This is a genomic window from Streptomyces sp. NPDC048291 (genome assembly GCF_043201715.1).
GTDB lineage: Bacteria > Actinomycetota > Actinomycetes > Streptomycetales > Streptomycetaceae > Streptomyces.
The window spans coordinates 189,064-210,380 of record NZ_JBICZC010000010.1 but is presented as its reverse complement, the minus strand read 5'-3'; the positions used below and the strand labels follow the sequence as shown (position 1 = coordinate 210,380).

Genomic DNA, 21,317 nt, shown 5'->3' with positions numbered 1-21,317 from the left:
CCTAGCCGAGTTCTTCGTCCAGCAGCGAGAGGAGCTCGCCGGCCGACGCCGCACTGATCCGGTCGCGCAGGCCGGCCGGTGATCCGGCGTCGGCCGGCGGACGGACACGGCCCGGCAGCTCGCCGAGCAGTGTGGTGAGGACGGCCTTGTCCTCGTCCGCCAGTTCGGTGAACGCCTTCTCCAGCCGGGCGCCCAGTCCTTCGATCTCCTCGACCAGGCGGCCGACCGCCGACTCCGCGTCACCACCGGGGTCGGGGTTGACCCGCGTGTTCAGGAAGCGGGCCAGCGCGGTCGGGTTCGGGTGGTCGAACGCGAGGGTGGCGGGCAGTTGCAGTCCGGTCAGGTCCGCCAGCTTGTTGCGCAGTTCCAGGGCCATGAGCGAATCGACTCCCAGATCCCTGAATGCCGTGCCGGGCCCGACGCGTCCGGCCGCCGTCTGGCCGAGGACGATCGCGGTCTGCTCCCGGACGGCGGTCAGCAGCAGGGCCTCGGCGTCGGCCGGAGGCACGGATCTGGCCTGCTGGGCGAGTCGGGCGCCGGTGGTCTCGCGGCCTCCCGGACCGCCGGAGCCGCTGGGAGGGGCTCCGTTCGGACCGGACGGAAGCGGTGAACCCTGCCGCCCGGCCCATGGCGCGCCCAGCGCCCCCGTGTTCAGACGTGCCGGTACCAGCACGGGCTCGGGCCGGGTGAGCGCCGCGTCGAAGAGCGCCAGTCCCTCGTCCGACGTCATCGGGTGGATGCCCTGTCGTCGCAGGCGGTCGATGTCCGCGTCGCCGAGGCCGGCGCCGAGCTCGCCGCGTTCCGCCCAGTAGCCCCAGCACAGCGAGCGGGCGGGCAGCCCGGCGGCCCTGCGGTTCTCCGCCAGTGCGTCGAGGAACGCGTTGGCCGCCGCGTAGTTGGCCTGTCCCGCCGTGCCGAGCACGCTCGCGACCGAGGAGAACAGCACGAACTCGGACAGGTCCAGGTGCCTGGTCAGCTCGTGCAGGTGCCAGGCACCGCGCGCCTTCGGCGCCAGTACCGCGTCGACGCTCGCCTCGGTGAGCGACTCGACCACCCCGTCGTCCAGCGCGGCGGCGCAGTGGATCACCATCGTGAGCGGGTGTTCGTCCGGCACCGAGGCGATCAGCTCGGCGACCGACTGCCGGTCGGTGACGTCGCACGCCACGATCTCGACCCGGGCCCCCGCCGCGGTCAGCTCCTCCCGCAGCCCGGTGGCCGTCGGAGCCGCCGGCCCGCGTCGACCGGCCAGGAGCAGTCGGCGCACCCCGTGCCGCTCGACGAGATGCCGGGCCAGCAGCGTCCCCAGTCCGCCGGTGCCGCCGGTGACGAGCACCGTCCCGGACTCCGGTGCGGCGACGCCCTCCGCCCGGCCGCGGGGCATGCGCGCAGCGGTCAGCCGGGGGGTGGCAGGCGCACCGGCCCGGATCCTGATCTGGGGTGCGCCGGTTGCCGCCGCCGCGGGAACGCCTGCCCATGAGGCAGGCCGGCCGTCGGTGTCGACGAGGGTGAACCGGCCCGGGTTCTCGGTCTGTGCGGTGCGCACGAATCCCCAGACCGCGGCCCCCGCCGGATCCGTGCGGGAAGTCCCGTCGTCGTGGATCGCGTGGCGGGTCACGACGACCAGCCGTGACCCGGCGAACCGGTCGTCGGCAAGCCACTCCTGCGTCCGGCGCAGCACGTGGTGGAGACTGCGCTCGACGGCGGTGGGTGTGTCGTCGCGGTCGTCGGCATCCGGGGGTTCGGCGCGGAGGACGACGAGCGCGGGTATCGGCTCTGCGGACGAGGCGAGTGCGGCGAAGTCGGCGAAGACCGCCGGGGCCCCTGGTGAGAGAGCGGTGGCCGTGCCGGTCGGCTCGATCACCGCGTGCGGGGGCACGGCCTGTCCGGCGGCGGCCGTGAGGGGCGTCCACTCCACGTGGAAGAGCGAGTCCCGGCGGTCCAGGCCCAGCTCGGTGAGCCTGTCCACGTCCACGGGGCCCAGGCTCAGCGACTCGACGCCGCCGACGGGGTTTCCGTTCTGGTCCGCGAGGGTCACGGACAGCGCGTTCTCACCCGCGGGCGCGAGCCGGGCGCGCAGGACGGTCGGCTCGGCGGGGTACAGGCGGATGCCGGTCCAGCGGTACGGCAGCCGTCCGTCGGGCTCGGAGGCGCCGGCAGCGCGCCCCAGGGCGGCCGGGAGCAACGCCGTGTGGAGCAGGGCCGGGTGGCACCCGTACCGGCCCGGATCCGCGTCGTGGTGCTCGGGAAGCTCCGCCTCCGCGTACAGGACGTCCCCGTGGCGCCACAGATGCCGCAGACCGCGGAACAGGGGGCCGTGGCCGAATCCGAGGGCGGTCAGCCTGGCGTAGGCGTCCTCGCAGGGCACCGCGGCGGCCCCTGCCGGCGGCCACGCGGCCGGATCTCGGTCCAGGCCGGTCCCCGTGCGGTCCGATCCGGCGGCCCCGACGGCGTTCCGCGTCCACTCGGGCTCGCCCTCGGCCCGGGAGTGCACGCTGATCGCCCGCCTGCCGTCGATCACGACGCGGATCTCGCGGTCCGCCGTCCGGGACAGCACCAGCGGCGTCTCCAGCGTGAGTTCCTCGACGACGTCGCAGCCCGCCTTCCGGGCCGCCCACACCGCGAGCTCCACGAGCACGGTTCCCGGCACCAGGAAGGCTCCGTGGACCACGTGGTCCGCCAGCCACGGCCGGCGCCGCAGCGACAGGTGTCCGCTGCCCACCAGTGCACCGTGTTCCCCGTCATCGGGAAGGTCGATCACGGCGTCGAGGAGCGGATGCTCCGAGGTGCTCTCGGTGGTCGTCTCGAACGGGGTGTCCAGCCAGTAGCGCTGCCGCTGGAACGGGTACGTGGGCAACTCGGCCCAGCGGCCCTCCCAGCCCGGGAAGGCCGCCTCCCAGGACACCGGCACGCCCGCCACGAAGGCCTCGGCCGCCGAACGGTACAGCCGCGCCGGTCCGCCGTCGCCGCGACGCAGCGATCCCACCACCACCCCGGCGGCACCGGGGGCGGCGTCGAGCATCTCCTGGATGTTGATCGTGAGCAGCGGGTGCGGACTGACCTCGATGAACGCGCAGCGCTCCGGTTCGACGAGGTGCCGCATGGCGGCCTCGAACTGCACGGGTTCCCGCATGTTGCGGAACCAGTAGGCCGCGTCCAGCTCCTCGGTGTCGATCGGTCCGCCGGTCACCGTCGAGTAGAACGTCACCGCCGTTGCCGCGGGGGTGATCCCGCCCAGCTCGTCCCGGAGCCGGTCCTTGAACCGGTCCATCAGCGGCGAGTGTCCGGGAACGCTCGCCGGGATCCACCGCGCACGGATGCCCTGGGACTCGCAGGCCGCGACCAGTTCCCTGACCGCCGAGGTCTCACCCGAGACCGTCGTCGAGTACGGGCCGTTGACCGCGGCGACCGCGACCCGATGTTCCCAGGGCCGCAGCAGCTCCCGGACCCGGTCCTCGGGCGCCACGATCCCGGCCATGCCGCCGTCGTGGACGACCGTGGCGAGCATCCGCGACCGAAGGGCCACGATTCTGGCCGCGTCCCGCAGAGTCAGCGCACCCGCGACACAGGCCGCGGCGATCTCCCCCTGGGAGTGGCCGATCACCGCGTCCGGTGTCACTCCGAGCGAACCCCACACCCGCGCGAGCGACACCATCACCGCGAAGAGCAGTGGCTGGACCACGTCGATCCGGTCCAGGCCGGCCGCCTTCGGTCCCCCGGACACGGTGTCGACGACCGACCAGTCCACCCACGGCGCGAGCGCCTCCGCACACGCGCGCATCTGCTCGGTGAACACCGGGCACGACTGCCAGAGTTCCCGTCCCATCCCGGCCCACTGCGACCCCTGGCCCGGGAACACGAACACCGTTCTGTCCACCGGTCCGGCGAGGCCGGAGACCACGCCGGGGCGGTGCCCCCCGTCGTGCGCCGCCGCGGCCAGGCCGGCGAGCAACTCGTCGCGGTCCGCGCCGATCACCACCTGGCGGTGGTCGAACAGCGCGCGCGTCGCCGTCAGCGAATAGCCCACCTGCGCGACGGGCAGGTCCGGGGCCGCCGCCATGTGGTCCCGCAGCCGGAGTGCCTGCGCGCGCAACGCCTGCGGCGACCGGGCCGACAGGACCCACGGCACCGGGCCGGTCGCGGTGCCCGTGCCGGGAGGAACGGCGGTCTCCTCCCCCTCCTCCCCCTGCTCCCCCTGCTCCCCCTCGGAGCCGGGCGCCTGCTCCAGGATGACGTGCGCGTTCGTGCCGCTGACCCCGAAGGACGAGACTCCCGCGCGCCGCGGCCGTTGCGGTGTGCCCGGCCAGTCGCGGGGTTCGGTCAGCAGCGCCACCGTCCCGGCCGACCAGTCCACGTGCGGGGTCGGACGGTCCACGTGAAGGGTCCGGGGCAGCACCCCGTGGCGCAGGGCCATGACCATCTTGATGACGCCGCCCACGCCCGCGGCGGCCTGGGTGTGACCGATGTTCGACTTCAGCGAGCCCAGCCACAGCGGGCTGCCGGGGTCCCGGTCCTGACCGTAGGTGGCCAGCAGCGCCTGTGCCTCGATGGGGTCACCCAGTTTCGTACCGGTGCCGTGTGCCTCCACCGCGTCCACGTCGGCGGGTGACAGTCCGGCATCGGCCAGGGCCGCCCGGACCACCCGCTGCTGCGCCGGCTCGCTGGGTGCGGTCAGGCCGTTGGACGCCCCGTCCTGGTTGACCGCCGAGCCCCGGATCACCGCCCAGATCCGCCGCCCGTTGCGCCGCGCGTCCGACAGCCGCTCCAGCACCAGCACGCCGGCGCCCTCGCCCCAGCCGGTTCCGTCGGCCGCCGCCGCGAACGACTTGCACCGTCCGTCCGCGGACAGGCCCCGCTGCCGGGCGGCTTCCACGAACAGCCCCGGAGTCGGCAGCGCGGACACCCCGCCGGCCAGTGCCAGCCCGCACTCACCGGACCGCAGGGACCGCACCGCCTGGTGGACGGCGACCAGCGACGAGGAGCACGCCGTGTCCACCGACAGCGCCGGACCCTGCAGTCCGAGCACGTACGCCACGCGGCCCGAGGCCACGCTGGTGTACGTGCCCGCGAGGGAGAAACCCTCCGTCTCCCCGGCCGCGCCGCCGCCCATCCGCGGGCCGTAGTCGACCCCGTAGATCCCGGTGAACACCCCGGTCGCCGAACCCCGCAGCAGGGCCGGGTCGATGCCGGCCCGTTCCAGCGCCTCCCACGACGTCTCCAGCATCAGCCGCTGCTGGGGGTCCATGGCGAGCGCCTCGCGCGGGCTGATGCCGAAGAACGACGCGTCGAACTCGGCGAGGCCGGGCAGGAATCCGCCTGATCGCGTGTACGTCTTCCCGCGCGCCGCGGGGTCCGGGTCGTACAGCGCCGCCACGTCCCACCCGCGGTCGAGCGGGAACCCGCCTGTCGCGTCCACGCCGTCGGACACGAGGTCCCACAGTCCTTCGGGTGACGTCGCCCCACCGGGGAAGCGGCAGCCCGCACCGACGATCGCGACGGGTTCGCGCGCCCCCTCTTCGAGTTCGCGAACCCGCTCGCGCAGGGCCCGCGCGTCGCCGACAGCGCGTCGCAGGTAGGACCGGAGCTTGTCGACGTCCTCCACCAGGGCCTCCCGGAACGGTTACTTGGACGGTGCGGGTGGTGCTACACGTAGCCACGATCGATCAATTCGTACAATTCTTCGTCACTGCGACTTTCCGGACCGACCGGGTTCGGCGCGTCGGCCGTCTTCGGCTCCAGGAGCGAGAAGAGGTGGCGGGCGAGGGTCTGCGGCGTCGGGTAGGAGAACGCGACGGTGGCCGGGAGGCGCACTCCCGCCGCCGTGGCGAGCCGGTTGCGGAGCCGGACGGCCATCGACGAGTCGAAGCCGAGATCCCTGAAGGTCTCGGCGGACCTGGCCGCGAGATCGGCACCGGTCGGGTCCGCGCCCTTCTCACCGAGCACGGCCGCCGTTTCGGCGCAGACAAGACGCAGAACGGACCGTTGCGAACCCGGTTCCACCGATCCGGAGCCGCCGGGGACCGCGTCGTCGAGGACCGCGTCGCCGGGTGCCGTCAGCCAGTACCGGCGGCGCTGGAACGGGTAGGTCGGCAGGCCGATCCGGCGCGGCCGGTCCGGCGCGGACAGCGCCGCCCAGTCCACCGGTACACCCCGCACATGCAGTTCGGCCAGCGACGCCACGATCGCGCCCGCGCTCCCGTCGTCCTTGTGCAGGGTGCCCACCACCGGCGGCGAGGCGCCCAGGGCGTCGGCCGTCTCCGCCATCGCGACGGTGAGCACCGGATGCGGGCCGACTTCCACGAACGCGCCGCCCCGCTCGCGCATCAGCTGCTCGACGGTCTCACCGAAACGCACCATCGAGCGGAGGTTGTCGTACCAGTAACCGCCGGTGAGTGCCTGCGGGTCGAGCAGGCCACCGGTGACGGTGGAGTGGAACCGCACCGCCGTCGCTCCGGGCGAGACCCCCGAGAGGTCCGCGAGCAGGCGTTCGCGGATGCGTTCCACGTGGTGCGAGTGCGAGGCGTAGTCCACCTTGACCCGTCGGACCCGGACTCCGTCACCCGCCGCCTGCCCGGCGAAGCCGTCGAGCGCTTCGCCGTCGCCGGAGATCACCACGGACGCCGGACCGTTGACCGCGGCCAGGGACAGCCGCCCGGACCACGGGCCCAACCGGTCCCGCACCCAGCCGGGAGGGGCGGACACCGCGCTCATCCCACCGCCCAGAGCGGCCAGTTCGGTCAGGGCACGGCTGCGCAGGGCGACGACCCGGGCCGCGTCGGCGAGGGTGAGCGCACCCGACACGCACGCCGCGGCGAGCTCGCCCTGCGAGTGCCCGACCACGATCTCGGGGACCACGCCCAGCGACCGCCAGACCCGCGCCAGTGACACCATCACGGCGAACAGCACCGGCTGTACGACGTCCACCCGGTCCGGCGGGACGGCCGGGTCCGCACCGGTCAGCACGTCCGGCAGCCACCAGTCCACCCAGGGCGCCAGGGCCTTCGCGCACTCGTCGATCCCGCGTGCGAAGACAGGTGACTCGGCGTACAGCCGGCTGCCCATGCCGGGCCACTGCGAGCCCTGGCCGGGGAAGACGAAGACCACCGGACCCACCGGACCCCCGGCCACTCCGCGGATCACACGGGCCGAACTCGCGCCCGTCGCGAGCGCGTCCAGTCCGGCCGGCGCTCCGTCGCCGCCGTCCAGCAGGACCGCCCGGTGCTCGAACGACGACCTCGTCGATGCCAGGGCATACCCGACGGCTGCCGCCGGGGGCGCGTCGTCCGCCGTCACGAACGCGTGCAGCCGCGCGGCCTGGGCCCGCAGCGCGGACTCCGAACGCGCCGACAGCAGCCAGGGCAGTGGCCCGCGGAGGCCGACCGGGACCGGATCCGCGTCCCGGGCTCGCGACGATGCGGGCGGCTGCTCCCGGGGGGCCTCTTCGAGGATCACGTGCGCGTTGGTGCCGCCCATCCCGAAGGCCGAGACGCCCGCCCGTCGCGGGCGGCCCCGCGTGCCGGTCCAGGACCGCGCGGTGCGAACGACCTCGAAGTCCTTCCGGAAGTCCGGGACGGCGGGGTTGGGTGACCGGTAGTTCAGGCTCGGTACCAGATGAGCGCGGTCCAGGCAGAGTGCCGCCTTCACGAAGCCGACGATTCCCGCGGCCGGCTCCAGGTGCCCGACGTTCGTCTTGACCGAGCCGATCGGCAGCGGTCTGCTCCGGCCGGTTGCACGGAACACCTCGCGCAGGCCGGCTATCTCGGCCGGGTCGCCGAGCCGCGTGCCGGTGCCATGGGCTTCGACGTAGTCGACGCTCTCGAACGGAACAGCCGCGCGTTCGAGGGCGGACAGCACCGTCGCCGCCTGCGCACCGGGGCTGGGATCCGGCATCCGGGAGGTCGCACCGCTGTTGCCCACGCCCCAGCCGCGGACCACCGCGTAGATGTGATCGCCGTCCGCCGCGGCGAGGTCGAGTCGTTTCAGGAGGGCGAACGCCCCGCCCTCACCGCGGACGAAACCACTGGCCCGGTCGTCGAAGGCGAAGCAGCGGCCGTCGGGCGAGAGGGCGCCCAGGTTCGCCAGTCCCGCGCCCGCCTCCGGGTCGGCGATCAGGTGCACGCCGCCCACGATCGCCATGCCGGCGCCGCCGCCGCGGATCCGTTCGCAGGCCAGCGCCAAGGACACCAGGGACGAGGACTGACCGGAGTCCGCGCAGAGACTCATGCCGCGGACGTCGAACAGAGCGGAGATCCGGTTGGCGATCAGTGTGCCGCTGGAACCGAGCGCGGCGTAGTGGTCGTCCCGGTCGCTGCCGGAGAGCCTGCGCAGCAGGTCGTAGCCGGAGGGCGCGGCACCGACCAGGACATCGATCTCCTGGCCCGCGAGTGCGCTCGCCGGGATGCGTGCGTCCTCGACGGCCTCCCAGGCGAGTTCGAGGCCCAGCCGTTGCACGGGGTCCATCGCGGTCGCCTCGACCGGATCCGTTCCGAAGAACTGCGCGTCGAACCCGTCGATGTGGTCGAAGAACGAACCCGATGTCAGGGTGGCGGCATCCGGGTGGGAGGCGAGGGTCGAGGAGACCGCCCGGTGTGCGGGAAGCCTTCCGACGGTCGACCTCCCCTCCCGGAGCAGGCGCCAGAACCCGGTCAGGTCGGGCACGCCCGGGAAACGGCACGACATGCCTACGACGGCGATGCCGGCGGTTGCGCCGCTCATGCGACCCTCCTTCGGTCTCCTCGGCACATGGCTGCTGCGGGCCGCACCGAGCTCAGCGCCAACGGGTCAGCGACCGCAGCAACGCGTCGGGCGCTCCCGCGAAGTCGTGGTGGCCGCCGTCGACGGCCTGGAAGTCGACGGCGTCCGAGTACCGACGCCATCCCTGGAGGAGATCGAGGCTCACGTCCGGGTCGTCCCGCCAGTGCAGCACGGTGATGGAGCAGCGCACGGCGACCGGCTCCGCCCGCCGGTAGGCACGCGCCGCGGCATGATCGCGGAGCAGCACGGACAGTCCCATGTCGATCATGTCGGGCCGGGGGTCGATCCCCCGGTCCCGGACGAACGTCTCGACCTCGGCGCGCAGTTCGGACTCCGTCATGGTGAGCATCCGGTCGTGGGAGGCGTCGTGCGGTGCCGGCTGTCCCGACACGAACAGGTGGTGCGGCCCGGGCAGACCGAGGTCGTCGAGGCGCACTACGGTCTCGAACGCGGGCAGCGCGCCCGCGCAGTGCCCGAAGAACGCGAACGGCCGGTCGAGGAAGGGCTTCAGGGTGTCGGCCAGCTCGGCGGCGAGGTTCTCGTAGGTGCCGTAGTGGGGATGCCCCAGCCGGTTCTCGCGGCCGGGGAACTGCACCGGACACACCTCGATGTCGTCGATCTCGGCAGGCCATGCGCTGAAGGCCGAGGCCCCGGCCCCGGAGAAGGGGAAGCAGAAGATCCGGGCGGAGTGCTCCGTGGACGGCTGCCGGACGAACCACGGCGACGCGGCGGCGATGGGGCCGGTTGTCATGACGTCCTTCGTTTCTGGGCGACGACGGGGAGGTGGGTCATGCCGGCGATGAAGTACGACCGCAGGTGCTGCGGTGCCCCGGCGAGGTCGATCGGTCCGAACCGCCGGAGCAGCTCCTCGAAGAAGACGCGCAGGGTCAGCCTGGCCAGCGGCGCCCCGATGCAGAAGTGCGGCCCGAACCCGAACGCGACCTGGCGTTTCGCGCTGCCGCGCGCGATGTCGAACTCGTGCGGATCGGGGAACTGGGACTCGTCCCGGTTCGCCGACCCGATCCACGCGACGACCGCCCCGCCGGCCGGGACCGTACCCCCGCCGACGGCGGTGTCGTGCACCGCGTACCGCATGAAGTTGCAGGCGGCCGACGTCCAGCGCAGCCCTTCCTCGACCAGGTTGGGGACGAGTGACGGATCGGACCGCGCCTTGTCGAACTGCTCGGGCCGCTCGATGAGGGCGTGCACCGTGCCGGAGACGGTGTGCGGCGTCGTGACGTTGGCGCCCAGGAGGATGCTGTATCCGTCGAGGGCGATCTCCTCGTCGGTCAACGGCGCGTCTCCCGCGCGCACGCTCATGAGGTGGTCGAGCAGGCTCCCGTCCTCTTCTCCGGTCGCCCGTCGCCTCCTGACCCACTCGGTGACGTAGGTGACGAGCTCGTGGTGGGAGATGGCCAGTGTCGCGGCCTCGCTGCCGTGCTGGAAGTTCGGGTCCGAGGGGGCCGTCACCATCGCGGTCAGCTGCACGAGTTCGTCCCAGTCCCGTTCCGGGATCCCCAGCAGCGGGCCCGTGACGAGTGCGGGCAGCCGCAGCGCCTGCTCGGCCAGATCCCAGACTCCGCCGTCGACAGCGGGTTCGAGGAAACGGACGATCGCCTGCCGGATCCGGTCCTCCCAGGGGGCGACCGCCCGGGCCGTGAGCCTGGTACCGATCGCCCTGCGGACCTGGGTGTGCCGCGGCGGGTCGGTGGACGTCATCAGTCTGCCCGCGGCGACGTCGTCGGTCCCGAGGTGGGTGACCACCGTGCCGCGCTCGGAGGTGAACTCCCGATGGTCACCGAGAACGCGACAGACGTCGGCGTAGCGTGTCACTGACCAGAACTCCCTGCCGTCCGGCAGGACCTGGTGGTGCAGGGGCGCCTTCGCCCGCATCACGGTCCAGATCGCGTGCGGGTCGCCGAACGTGTAGAGGTCCAGGTCGAACAGGTCGACGCGACCGAGGTCGACGTCGGTCCCCGGGTCCGGGGTCAACCTCACGGCTGTTCCCTTCCCTGAGCGATCAGTTCGGCGACCCGGGCGGGGGTCTGCGCGAGGTAGAAGGCGCGTACGGACAGTGCGACGCCGTAGTCCTGGAGCACCCGGTCGATGATCCGGATCCCGATCAGTGAATTTCCGCCGAGCGCGAAGAAGTCGTCGTCCGCCCCGACCTCGCAACCGCCGAGGAACTCCCCCCACAGCTCGGAGACCTCCTGTACGAGCGGGATCTGCGGCCCCAATTCCATTGCCTGCCTTTCCTTCTCCAGCGAACGGGTACGCACACCGAAGCCTTTGTACGGCGGTGTCATGGTTGACGAACCGGAAAGCGGCCGCGCGATCGGGAACAAACGGAATCCGGAGCTCGACCGAGAATTCCGCGCGGTTCCGCGTCGGAGTGCTCCACGGGGTCGGACCCTACCCCACGGATCCGGAGCCCGAAACCCGCTGCAAGGTGGGCAAGTGAGGGCGTCCCACCGCATCGGATGTCCCGCCGACAGGACAACAATGCACTCTTCCGACGCCGCCGAAACCCGATCGCCGGCACCATGCCGAACCCGTCTCCGCGGCCCGGTCGAGCGTCCGCGCCAGTCGGTATCGCATTCTCCGGCCAAAACCCGCATTGCCGTTGCCAGCACACCACCGAAGAATTACGGTGACGATCCGGACGAACGCTCAGCAGGTTCCGGGCGTGTCAAACAACCACGCATTGAAGGGGATCTCGTTGCTCAAGTCGCAACGGCTCGCCGTGCTGCCCATCGACTCCTACGACCTGGCCTCCGAGTTGTCCGTCGTCGACCGCCACGAATACGGTGGCGAATACGACGCGCTCACCTTCGGGTCGTGGTCGTGCCATGTGCTGGCCAATGGCAGCGGCGCCGAATCGGACATAGCCTTCCGCCCCCATGACGCCCGGCTGACCCTGACCGAACTGGGCACACAACTGCCGAACATCATGTCCCTGGTAACCGAGCACTTTTCCCTCGACCGGTTGCAATGGGTGCGCATCTTCAGCCTCCGTGACGGGCTCATGGCCCCGCACGTGGACTTCCTCGAATGGGCAAAGGCAGGCACCCGGCTGCAGATTCCGCTGCGTACCAGCGAGGAGTCGCTGCACTCCGAGGACGACATCGTCTATCACCTCCGCCGCGGCGAGGTGTGGAAGATACACACGACGGCCCCTCATTCCGCGTCCAGTTCCTCCCGGACCGCCAGGCTCTCCCTCTGCCTCGACTTCTCGGACGCCGAGGAACCCGTCGCCGTCCGCGGCGACATTCCGGCGACCGCGCCGATCCGCGTCATCGAGCGGCCCGAAGCGACGCAGGCGGAGCTCGAAGAACTCATCGCCTCCGGTCAGGAGATGACTCCGGACACCATGCGCTCGGGATTCCGCCGATTCGCCGCGCTGCACTTCGAGCGGCGCGCGCACGCTGTCGAGACATTCGACTGGTACGAGGAGGCCGCACGGCGTACCGGAGACGCCGGCGTGGTGGCGAAGGCCGAGGCGTTCCGCAGGTACTGCGTCGAGAAGCGGGCGGACGGAGAGGTTTTCGACTGGTGAGCGGCACGGTCCGGCCCGAGGACTGCGGTCCGCGGGCCGACCGCGGAGACGCCCTGTTCGGGACATCGAGTCGAGGAGGAACATGGACGACGGCATCGCCGAAGGACTACGGCCGGTACTACCGGAGCTCAGTGGTCTGCTGCCGAACCTGGGTGGCATGGACATCACAAGCCTGCTGACCGACTACGCGCGCATGGCGAAATTCGTGTCGGTCATCGATGCCGCCCGCTTCATGGAGGAGCACTTCGCGTCGGCGCAGAACCTCGGGGACCGCGAGAGCCTTCTGCGGCACGCCTGCTTCTCGCTGATGCTGGACGGCGACGTGCTCGAGTTCGGCGTCATGGGCGGGCAGACCCTGGCCATCCTCTGCGACGAGTTCAGCGATCGGACCGTGCACGGGTTCGACTCGTTCAGAGGGCTCCCCGAGGACTGGACCCACGACAGTCCGAGCGGCACCTACAGCACGGCGGGGAAGGTGCCGGCCCGCCTCCCGTCCAACGCGAAGCTGCACGTCGGCCTGTTCGAGGACACGCTGCCGACGTACCTGGCCGGCACGGACGAGCCGGTCGCCCTCGTGCACATCGACTCGGACCTGTACTCCAGCGCGCGCACGGTACTGTTCGGACTCGCCCCGCGGCTGCGGCCGGGGTCGGTGATCGTCTTCGACGAGTTCCTCAGCTACCCCGGCTGGCGCCGGCACGAGTACCGGGCCTTCACCGAGTTCGTCGACGCGTTCGACGTCGAGTTCCGCTACTTCTCCTTCGCATCGAGCTATCTGTCCGTCGCCGTGCAACTGGACTCCGCACCCAAGGTCGGGTAGCGGGCCGTCGCGAGAAGGTGCCCCTGCCGCGCAGGGGCACCTTCTCGCGCTGTGTCCACGAGGGAGGGCACGTCCGGCGCCGCATGGCGCCACCGATGGCACCATGCGGCGCCACCTGACACCACCTGGCATCACAAGACGCCATGCCGCACTCGACCGGACGACACGGCGCGCCCGACACGTCCCGCAATCGGGTTCCCATCTCCACGTTTACGCAGCTCAGAAGGTCCCCAAGGCCACCGGCGGCACGGCGGCACCATTCGGCCTTGCGTATGGCATCACTGTGGTGCCATCATGGCGTCATGGACCTCACTCCGTATGTCGACACACTGCGGCGCGAACTCGCGGTGGCCGCCGATGCCGGCGGGGAAGAAGCTCGCGAGCTGGCCGAGCGCCTCACCGCTCCGTTGGAGTCGGCGACCCGCCTGACCCTGCTCAACGTGCTCTCCGCCGCGATGGACGAGATCACCCGTGAACTCGCCCCCGGCTCGGTCGACGTACGGCTGCGCGGCCTGGACCCCGATTTCGTGGTGACCCGGCCCCCCGTCGAAACCCCCGCGGAGCCCGCCCAGCCCGCCGAGCCGCCGGCACCGGCACCGGCCCCCGCGGAGGGCGACGAGGGTGGCACCGCCCGCGTCAACCTGCGACTGCCGGCCTACCTCAAGACGCGTGCCGAGGAGGCCGCGAGCCGCGAGGGGCTGTCCGTCAACGCATGGCTCGTGCGAGCGGTGTCGGCCGCGGTCGACGGTGGTACCCAGCCGCCCGTCGCACAGCGCGCCCGCACTGTCGGCCAGAGCTTCACGGGCTGGGTGCGCTAGTCGCGACCGGCCCACCCGTACCGCACAGCACTTCACCCACCGCGTCCCGCCTGCGGAGACGCCCCACGGACCCATGAGGACGGTACAGCCATGCCTTCTTTCGACACTTCGGAACCGATTTCGGTCACCGCCTACGTGTACGCCGGCTCCATCCAGTTCACCACGGGCGACCGCACCGACACCGCGGTCGAGGTCCGGCCCCGCGACCAGAAGCGGGACCTCGACACACGAGCGGCCGACCAGACCGAGGTCGCCTTCGCGAGCGGCGTCCTGACCGTCACCACGCCCAAGGCCAACGTGCTCGGGCGCGGCGGCAGTGTCGACATCACGGTGGAACTGCCCACGGGCTCGAACATCGACGTGACCGGCGCCGGCACCACCGTGATCGGCGAGGGCCGGCTCGGTGAGGTCGTGGTCAAGACCGAGGCCGGCGACGTCCGCCTCGACACCACCGGCCCGCTGCAGCTGAAGGCACAGCACGGCTCGACCACCGTGGACCGGGTCGAGGGCCCGGCCGAGATCACCAGCAGCACCGGCAACGTGCGCGTGAGCCTCGTCGACGGCCCCGCCGTCCTGAAGAACTCGCACGGGACCACGACGGTCGGCACCGTCACCGGCGAACTGCGCGTGAACAGCGCCAACGGCAGCGTCGACATCGGACGCGCGGAGGCGTCGATCACCGGCACCACCACCAACGGAGTCGTCCGCATCGCCGAAGTCGCGCGCGGGAGCGTCCAGTTGGACACCTCAAACGGCAATGTCGAGATCGGCGTCCGCAAGGGCACCGCCGCCTGGCTCGACGTCAGGACCACCAAGGGGCAGGTACGCAACACCCTCGACGCGTCCGAGACTCCCGAGGAGAGCGAGGAGACCGTCTCGGTGCGGGTGCGGACCACCTGGGGCAACATCGACATCCGCCGCGCCAAGTCCTGATCTTCCTCATCAGCAGCACCGGCTTCGCCGCTTCAGATTCCCCCATCCGCCTCCATCCTCAGCACAGGAGGATCCATGTCTTCTTCTGCCGTGCCCACTCCCAGGCAGGGTGAAGATCCACTCCAGCCTGCCGCCATCTCGGCCGTCGGCCTGCGCAAGTCGTTCGGCGACAAGACCGTGCTCGACGGCATCGACCTGCGCGTCCCGGCCGGGAGCGTGTTCGCACTGCTCGGGCCCAACGGCTCCGGCAAGACCACCACCGTGAACATCCTCTCCACCCTCATCTCCGCCGACGGGGGGCAGGCCCAGGTCGGGGGCCACGACATCGCGGCCGACGCCCATGCCGTGCGCGCCGCGATCGGGGTCACCGGCCAGTTCTCCGCGGTGGACGGGCTGATCACCGGCGAGGAGAACATGCTCCTCATGGCCGACCTGCACCACCTCTCCAAGAGCGAGGGACGGCAGGTCAGTGCCGAATTACTGGAGCGGTTCGACCTCACCGAGGCCGCGAAGAAGCCCGCCTCCACCTACTCCGGCGGCATGAAGCGCCGCCTCGACATCGCCATGACCCTGGTCGGCCGCCCGCGGATCATCTTCCTCGACGAGCCGACCACCGGACTCGACCCGCGCTCCCGCCACACCATGTGGCAGATCATCCGCGAGCTGGTCTCCGGCGGCACCACCGTCTTCCTCACCACCCAGTACCTGGAGGAGGCCGACCAGCTCGCCGACCGCATCGCGGTGCTCCACGACGGCAAGATCGCCGCCGAGGGTACCGCCGGCGAGCTCAAGCGCCTCGTCCCGGGCGGTCACGTACGGCTCCGCTTCAACGACCCGGTCGCGTACCGCAACGCGGTCTCCGCGCTCAAGGAGGCCTCCCACGACGACGAGTCGATGACCCTGCAGATCCCGAGCGGCGGCAGCCAGCGCGAGCTGCGCGCCATCCTCGACTGGCTGGACGCCTCGGCCGTCGTGGCAGACGAACTGACCGTGCACACCCCCGACCTCGACGACGTCTTCTTCGCCCTCACCGGCGGCATGAACATGCTCGGCCAGTCCAAGGAGAACTCCCGATGAGCGCCCCGGCCACCGCCCGCCCGTCCCAGCTCTCCCTCGCCGTGCGGGACTCCTCCACGATGCTGCGGCGCAACCTCCTCCACGCCCGGCGCTATCCGTCACTCACCCTGAACCTCCTGCTCACCCCGATCATGCTGTTGCTGCTCTTCGTGTACATCTTCGGCGACACCATGAGCGCGGGCATCAGCGGCGGCGGTCCGGACCGTTCCGTGTACATCGCGTACATCGTTCCGGGGCTCCTGCTGATGACCATCGGCTCCACCACCATCGGCACCGCCGTCTCCGTGGCGACCGACATGACCGAGGGCATCATCGCCCGCTTCCGCACCATGGCGATCCACCGCGGCTCCATCCTCATCGGGCACGTGATCGGCAGCGTGCTGCAGTCGATCCTGAGCGTGGTCCTCGTCGGCGCCGTGGGCGTGGCCATCGGATTCCGCTCCACCGACGCCACCGTCCTGGAGTGGCTGGCGGCGTTCGGCCTGCTCGCGCTGGTCGCGCTCGCGTTCACCTGGATCGCGGTCGGTATGGGCCTGAGCAGTCCCAACGCCGAGGCCGCCAGCAACAGCGCGATGCCGCTGATCGTGCTGCCGCTCATCTCCAGCGCGTTCGTCCCCCTCGACGCGATGCCGGGCTGGTTCCGGCCGATCGCCGAGTACCAGCCGTTCACGCCGGCCATCGAGACCCTGCGCGGCCTGCTCCTCGGCACTGCCATCGGACACAACTGGTGGATCGCCATCGCCTGGTGCCTGGCGCTCACCGTCCTCGGCTACTACTGGTCCAAGTCGCTGTTCAACCGCGATCCGAAGTAGGCGGCGAGCGGACCTCCCCCGCGACCCGCCCTTTCCCCCGGGGGCGGCGTGCACCGGCACCACCGGCGCACGCCGCCCCCGGCGCATGCGTGACCGCGCGTCTCAGTCCCGGAGTTCGAGGGTGCAGCACTTGACGCTGCCGCCGGCCTTCAGCAGCTCGGTCAGGTCGGCGCCGACGGGGTGGTAGCCGCGTTCGCGCAGGCGCGCGGCCAGGCGGCCGGCCGCGCGGGGAAGAACGACGTTGCGGCCGTCGGACAGCGCGTTGAGCCCGAACACGGCGGCATCGGCCTCCTCGGCGAGGATCGCGTCCGGGAACCGGTCGGCGAGCGCCGTCCTGCTCTCTGCGGAGAACGCACCCGGGTAGTACATGATGTCGCCGTTCCCCAGCACCGCCAGTGCGGTGTCGAGGTGGTAGAACCGGGGATCGACGAGGGTCAGACCGATCACGGGGCACCCGAAGAACTCCCGCACCTCGTCGTGGGCCCGCGACTCCGAACGGAAGCCGGTACCGGCCAGAATCTCCCCGCCGGTGAAGAGGAAGTCGCCCTCGCCCTCGTTGACGTACTCCGCCTGCCGGACCGTGGACCAGCCGGCGAGGCGGAACCACTCCAGATAGGCCGCGGACTCGTGCCTGCGCTGGGGATGCCGGAACCGGGCGACGAGCGCCTTGCCGCCCACGGTGATCGCTCCGTTCGCGGCGAAGACCATGTCGGGCAGGGCCGGTACGGGCTCGATCAGGCGTACGTCGTGGCCCAGACCCACGATGGTGTCGAACAGCCCTTTCCACTGGGCCAGTCCGGCCTGTATGGATGTCGGGCGGTCCGGGTCCATCCACGGATTGATCGAGTAGGTGACGTCGAAGTACAGCGGGCGGCACATGAGATATCGCCGGGGCACGGCCTGCTCCCCTCACCGGGTCGGATGTCCATAATTTGAGAACCGATTTCGGAGTGGCACCGTCGGACGTCGCACAACCGTGACTGTCCCGTCAGCGGGACAGGGCGGAATGATCGCCAAGAAACCGCCCTGGTGTCGGCGGAAATCGACGGGCGCATCGAGTCGGCAGCAACGGTGTCACGTCACGCATGCTCCTCTCTGTCTTCCACCGGACCACCGCGTCGTAAACAGGGCCGAATCAAGGCGGCACTTCTCCGGTGGACCCGGATATGCCGACGGCAGGCCCACGATTGACACTCCCCTGCGCGCCGGGCAGAGTATTGAACTGCCGAGGAAACGCGGAAATAGCCCAGGGCTTGACGTCCTGGGCGGTCGGCGGCCGGCTCCTCCGAATCGCGGTTCGGCGTGAGCGTCGCTTCCGGAGCCAGACGAGCCACTGGAATCGTGTCCATCGTCAGACCTGCCGCGTCGACACCCGGGTTCGGCCACCTCCCCGCATATGAAGCCGAATTCCAGGGGCCGGCAGACGATTAGCCGTGGCGGCTCCACCAACTCGTTCCGCACGGCAAGCACCTGGCAGACCTGAGAAGGAGCCGACGCATGAACACACTTGGCGATGGCGTTCTGGAGAGGGCCGCGGCGGAATACGCCGAACAGGGTTTCTCCATCATCCGCAACGTCGTGCCACCGGATCTCCTGGACGAGGCGCGCGCCCACGTCGACTGGCTCACCCGTAAGTACCCGGAGCTGCGCCCCGAACACTTCCATCATCCGCTGATCCGCAACGACGCCTTCTGGGCGCGTCTGGTGTCGGAGCCCCGGCTGGTGGACATCGCGGAGTTCTTCCTCGGTCCCGACGTGGCGTGCTTCACCGCCCACTACATCTGCAAGCCCCCGTACGACGGGCAGCCCGTGCTGTGGCACCAGGACGGCGCGTACTGGACGCTGAGCCCGATGGAAGCGCTCACCGTGTGGCTCGCCGTCGACGAGAGCACTGCGGAGAACGGCTGCCTGCGCATGATCCCGGGGAGTCACGAACTGCCCCTGCACAAACCGTCGGTGCGCACCGACGAACCCAACATGCTGTTCTCCTCCTCCGACGAGACCCTGGTGCGGGAGTGGGCGGAGAAGCGCGGCGTCGTGGACATCGAACTGCAGCCGGGCGACGTCTCGATCCACCATCCGCGGCTGCTGCACTGCTCGGAGGCGAACACCTCCGCCAAGCGACGCTGCGGTCTCGACATCGGCTACATCGCGACGACGACGCGGATCCACAGCGAGGGCATCTACCTCGACCCGCTGCTCGTACGCGGCTCGGACGCCGACGGCCGCAACAGCTACCGTCCGTTCCCCGCCTGGCAGGACGGCGAGACGGTTCCCTTCGCCGGGCAGGAGGCGTGGAGCGACAAGGTGGCCGTGCTCAACGCGGCGCTGCCGCCGCGTTCCCGGGAGCTTCCCGAGGAGAGCCCGATCGACTCGACCCGGCACATGATCGACCGGCTGCGCGAAGGCACCGTGAAACGCTGATCGCGGCCGCGGCCGTCGGAACCACACACATACGGGCGCCCCCGAACACATCGTGTTCGGGGGCGCCCGTATGTACCCGCAGGGCCGGCCCTCACAGGCGCACGGGGAACGCGGAGAACAGCCGTGCCCCGCCGGGAATGATCTCGCGATACCTCAACTCGCTTCTCTTGACGGCCAGTTCGAGAGTCTCCCGCTGGAGGAACAGGTGGTCGATGGCGACCTCGCCCTCCAGTTCGGCGAGCGCCGCGCCGATGCAGCGGTGCGGACCCGCGCCGAAGGCGAGGTGCCCCTCACCGCGCTTGAGCACCCGCTCCACCTGGCACCGGTCGGGTTCGGCGAAGACCCGGGGGTCGTAGTTGACCGACTGGAGCGAGCCCGTCACGGCGTCGCCCTTGCAGATCGGGACGCCGGCGAGCTCCATGTCCTCGGACGCGTACCGCGGTCCGGCGCTCGGGATCGGGTTCGCGATCCGCATCAGCTCGTCGATGGCGTGCGGCAGGGCCTCCGGCCTGGCGCGCAGCAGAGCCAGCTGGTCCGGGTTCTCCAGGAGCGTGAGCACCGCGTTCGGAATGAAGTGGGCCGTCGAGTGGTATCCGCCGTTGACCAGCACGCCCACCATCGAGATGATCTCGTCCTCGTTCAGGTGGCCGCCGTCCGCGTCCGTCGTCCGCACCAGGGTGGAGATCATGTCGTCCGCGGGCTCGGCCCGACGGCGCGCGATGAGTTTCCGGGTGTAGTCGAACAAACCCTTGGCACTGGTGGTGAAGTCCGCGTCGATGTTGGCGTACTCGTCCATCCACTGCCGTATCTGCGGCTGGTCGTCCCTGTCGATGCCGACGAGCTCGCAGATGACGGCACCGGTCAGCGGGGTGGCGTACTCCTTGAGGAGGTCACCGGATCCCCGCTCGGCGAACGCCTCGACGAGTTGGGTGGAGATCTCCTCGATGCGCGGCCGCAGCGCCTTGATACGCCGGACGCTGAACGCGGGGGCCACGAGCCGGCGCAGCCGGGCGTGCTCCTTGCCGTCCTGGAGCATCAGGTTGGACGTGAAATAGCGCAGCAGCTCCGCCGGGACATCCAGGGACGTGAGCGCCTGGTCCGCGATGCTGGGCCCCTGGTGGCCCGGCACATTGCTGACATTGGTGACGAGCCGCGGGTCGCTCCACGCGGCCTTGAACTCCTCGCTGCGCGTGATCAGCCAGACGGGCGGCCCGCCGGGAAATCCGACGGGAACGAGTGGAGCCATCTCACGCAGCCGCGCGAAGGCGCCTATGGGATCGTCCTCGAATTCAGGATCCAGCAGGCTCACAACCGGATCAGCCATAATCGTCGTCTCCTTGACGTTTGTGACGAACGCAGTCTTCTCTTCGGCCGGAGTCCTCTCGGCGCACTATCGATCGCGGGAGGATTCCGCCGCTATCAGGTCCAGCACCTCCCGGGCGTGATCGACCAGATACATGTGATCGCCCGGGATCTCCGCACTGGTGAATTCGGCCGTGGTCGCCTTCCGCCACTCCTGCGCCTGGTCCGCGCTGACCAGACCGTCGAAAGTGCCCCGAAGGGAGCAGATCGGCACCGACACCGGTTCGTCGGTGCTCGGAACGTAGTTCTCGTGCATTTCGCAGTCCGCTTGCAGCACCGGCAGAATCAGTTCACGCATCTCCGGGTGGTCGAGGGCCTCGTGCCGGAACCCCGCGAACTCCTCGACCCGGGCGAGGAACTCGTCGTCCGCAAGTCCCGTCGCCCTGCGCGCCCGCTGTGTCCACGGTCCCGGCGAACCGCTGACCACCAGCCGTTCGACGGGAACGCCGCGGCTGCTCAGCAGATGCACCAGTTCGTAGGCGAGCACGGCGCCCAGGCTGTGCCCGAACAGCACGGCCCGCGTCCCCTCGCCGAGCTCCGCCGTGACGTCGTCGACCGACTTCTCCGCCGCCTCGACGACGTTCCGGTACGGGGTCTGCAGAATCCGCCGTTCCCTGCCGGGCAGTTCGACCGGGACCACGCGCCACCGTCCGGCGGACAGCGCCCGCCAGGGGTGGAAGAACGAGGGCCCCGCTCCCGCGAACGGCACGCACACCAGCGCGGTCCGGTCCCGGCCGTCCCCGGCGGTGCCGGTTTCAGTCACC

At 70.8% G+C, this 21,317-nt stretch carries 15 protein-coding genes; 7 read left to right on the top strand and 8 right to left on the bottom strand.

The annotated features are described in order from the left end of the window. Position 1: 1 nt before the first annotated feature. Genes ACGF5O_RS27170 through ACGF5O_RS27150 form a run of 5 tightly spaced genes read right to left on the bottom strand, consistent with a single transcriptional unit; the run spans position 2 to position 10,994 of the window. Positions 2-5,599 (bottom strand): type I polyketide synthase, encoded by a 5,598-nt coding sequence (locus tag ACGF5O_RS27170; protein WP_393812481.1) that lies wholly within the window; start codon positions 5,597-5,599, stop codon positions 2-4. A 41-nt stretch (positions 5,600-5,640) separates the two neighbouring features. Further along, positions 5,641-8,712 carry a type I polyketide synthase gene (locus ACGF5O_RS27165; RefSeq protein WP_393812480.1) on the bottom strand — a complete coding sequence of 1,024 codons (3,072 nt, stop codon included), beginning with the start codon at positions 8,710-8,712 and terminating at the stop codon, positions 5,641-5,643. 52 nt (positions 8,713-8,764) lie between these two features. Continuing rightward, positions 8,765-9,502: a thioesterase II family protein gene (locus ACGF5O_RS27160; RefSeq protein WP_393812479.1), complete on the bottom strand. Its 738-nt coding sequence runs from the start codon at positions 9,500-9,502 to the stop codon at positions 8,765-8,767. Further along, a complete protein-coding gene (locus tag ACGF5O_RS27155) occupies positions 9,499-10,749 on the bottom strand; it encodes a cytochrome P450 (RefSeq protein ID WP_393812478.1) in 1,251 nt (416 codons plus the stop codon). The genes ACGF5O_RS27160 and ACGF5O_RS27155 overlap by 4 nt, the downstream gene beginning before the upstream one ends. Next, positions 10,746-10,994, bottom strand: a complete 249-nt coding sequence (locus ACGF5O_RS27150) for a phosphopantetheine-binding protein (protein WP_393812477.1) — start codon at positions 10,992-10,994, stop codon at positions 10,746-10,748. The genes ACGF5O_RS27155 and ACGF5O_RS27150 overlap by 4 nt, the downstream gene beginning before the upstream one ends. A 407-nt stretch (positions 10,995-11,401) precedes the next feature. Here ACGF5O_RS27150 and ACGF5O_RS27145 point away from each other — a divergent pair, with 407 nt between their 5' ends. The 6 genes from ACGF5O_RS27145 (at position 11,402) to ACGF5O_RS27120 (ending at position 16,767) form a co-directional block, all read left to right on the top strand. Beyond that, a complete protein-coding gene (locus ACGF5O_RS27145) occupies positions 11,402-12,307 on the top strand; it encodes a putative nonproteinogenic amino acid hydroxylase (RefSeq protein ID WP_393812476.1) in 906 nt (301 codons plus the stop codon). A 157-nt stretch (positions 12,308-12,464) separates the two neighbouring features. Then, positions 12,465-13,127, top strand: coding sequence for a TylF/MycF/NovP-related O-methyltransferase (locus tag ACGF5O_RS27140; RefSeq protein ID WP_393812475.1), 663 nt, complete (start codon positions 12,465-12,467; stop codon positions 13,125-13,127). Positions 13,128-13,429: 302 nt separating this feature from the next. Continuing rightward, positions 13,430-13,945, top strand: a complete 516-nt coding sequence (locus ACGF5O_RS27135) for a hypothetical protein (RefSeq protein WP_393812474.1) — start codon at positions 13,430-13,432, stop codon at positions 13,943-13,945. A 90-nt stretch (positions 13,946-14,035) separates the two neighbouring features. Next, positions 14,036-14,878, top strand: a complete 843-nt coding sequence (locus tag ACGF5O_RS27130; RefSeq protein ID WP_393812473.1) for a DUF4097 domain-containing protein — start codon at positions 14,036-14,038, stop codon at positions 14,876-14,878. A gap of 75 nt (positions 14,879-14,953) precedes the next feature. After that, complete coding sequence (locus ACGF5O_RS27125) at positions 14,954-15,955, top strand: ATP-binding cassette domain-containing protein (protein ID WP_393812472.1); 1,002 nt, start codon at positions 14,954-14,956, stop codon at positions 15,953-15,955. Continuing rightward, positions 15,952-16,767, top strand: coding sequence for an ABC transporter permease (locus ACGF5O_RS27120; protein ID WP_362587726.1), 816 nt, complete (start codon positions 15,952-15,954; stop codon positions 16,765-16,767). Before ACGF5O_RS27125 ends, ACGF5O_RS27120 begins: the two co-directional genes overlap by 4 nt. Positions 16,768-16,869: 102 nt before the next feature. On the opposite strand, the gene ddaH is transcribed toward ACGF5O_RS27120, so the two are convergent. Continuing rightward, entirely contained in the window at positions 16,870-17,664 is a 795-nt protein-coding gene (ddaH, locus tag ACGF5O_RS27115; protein ID WP_393812471.1) for a dimethylargininase, read from the bottom strand. A 600-nt stretch (positions 17,665-18,264) separates the two neighbouring features. Between ddaH and ACGF5O_RS27110 the strand changes: the two genes are divergently transcribed. After that, complete coding sequence (locus ACGF5O_RS27110; protein ID WP_393812470.1) at positions 18,265-19,191, top strand: phytanoyl-CoA dioxygenase family protein; 927 nt, start codon at positions 18,265-18,267, stop codon at positions 19,189-19,191. Positions 19,192-19,282: 91 nt separating this feature from the next. Here the strand turns inward: ACGF5O_RS27110 and ACGF5O_RS27105 are convergent, their stop codons facing one another. Then, a complete protein-coding gene (locus ACGF5O_RS27105; protein WP_393812469.1) occupies positions 19,283-20,515 on the bottom strand; it encodes a cytochrome P450 in 1,233 nt (410 codons plus the stop codon). Positions 20,516-20,581: 66 nt separating this feature from the next. Further along, positions 20,582-21,316, bottom strand: coding sequence for a thioesterase II family protein (locus ACGF5O_RS27100; protein WP_393812468.1), 735 nt, complete (start codon positions 21,314-21,316; stop codon positions 20,582-20,584). Between the last annotated feature and the right edge of the window lies 1 nt (position 21,317).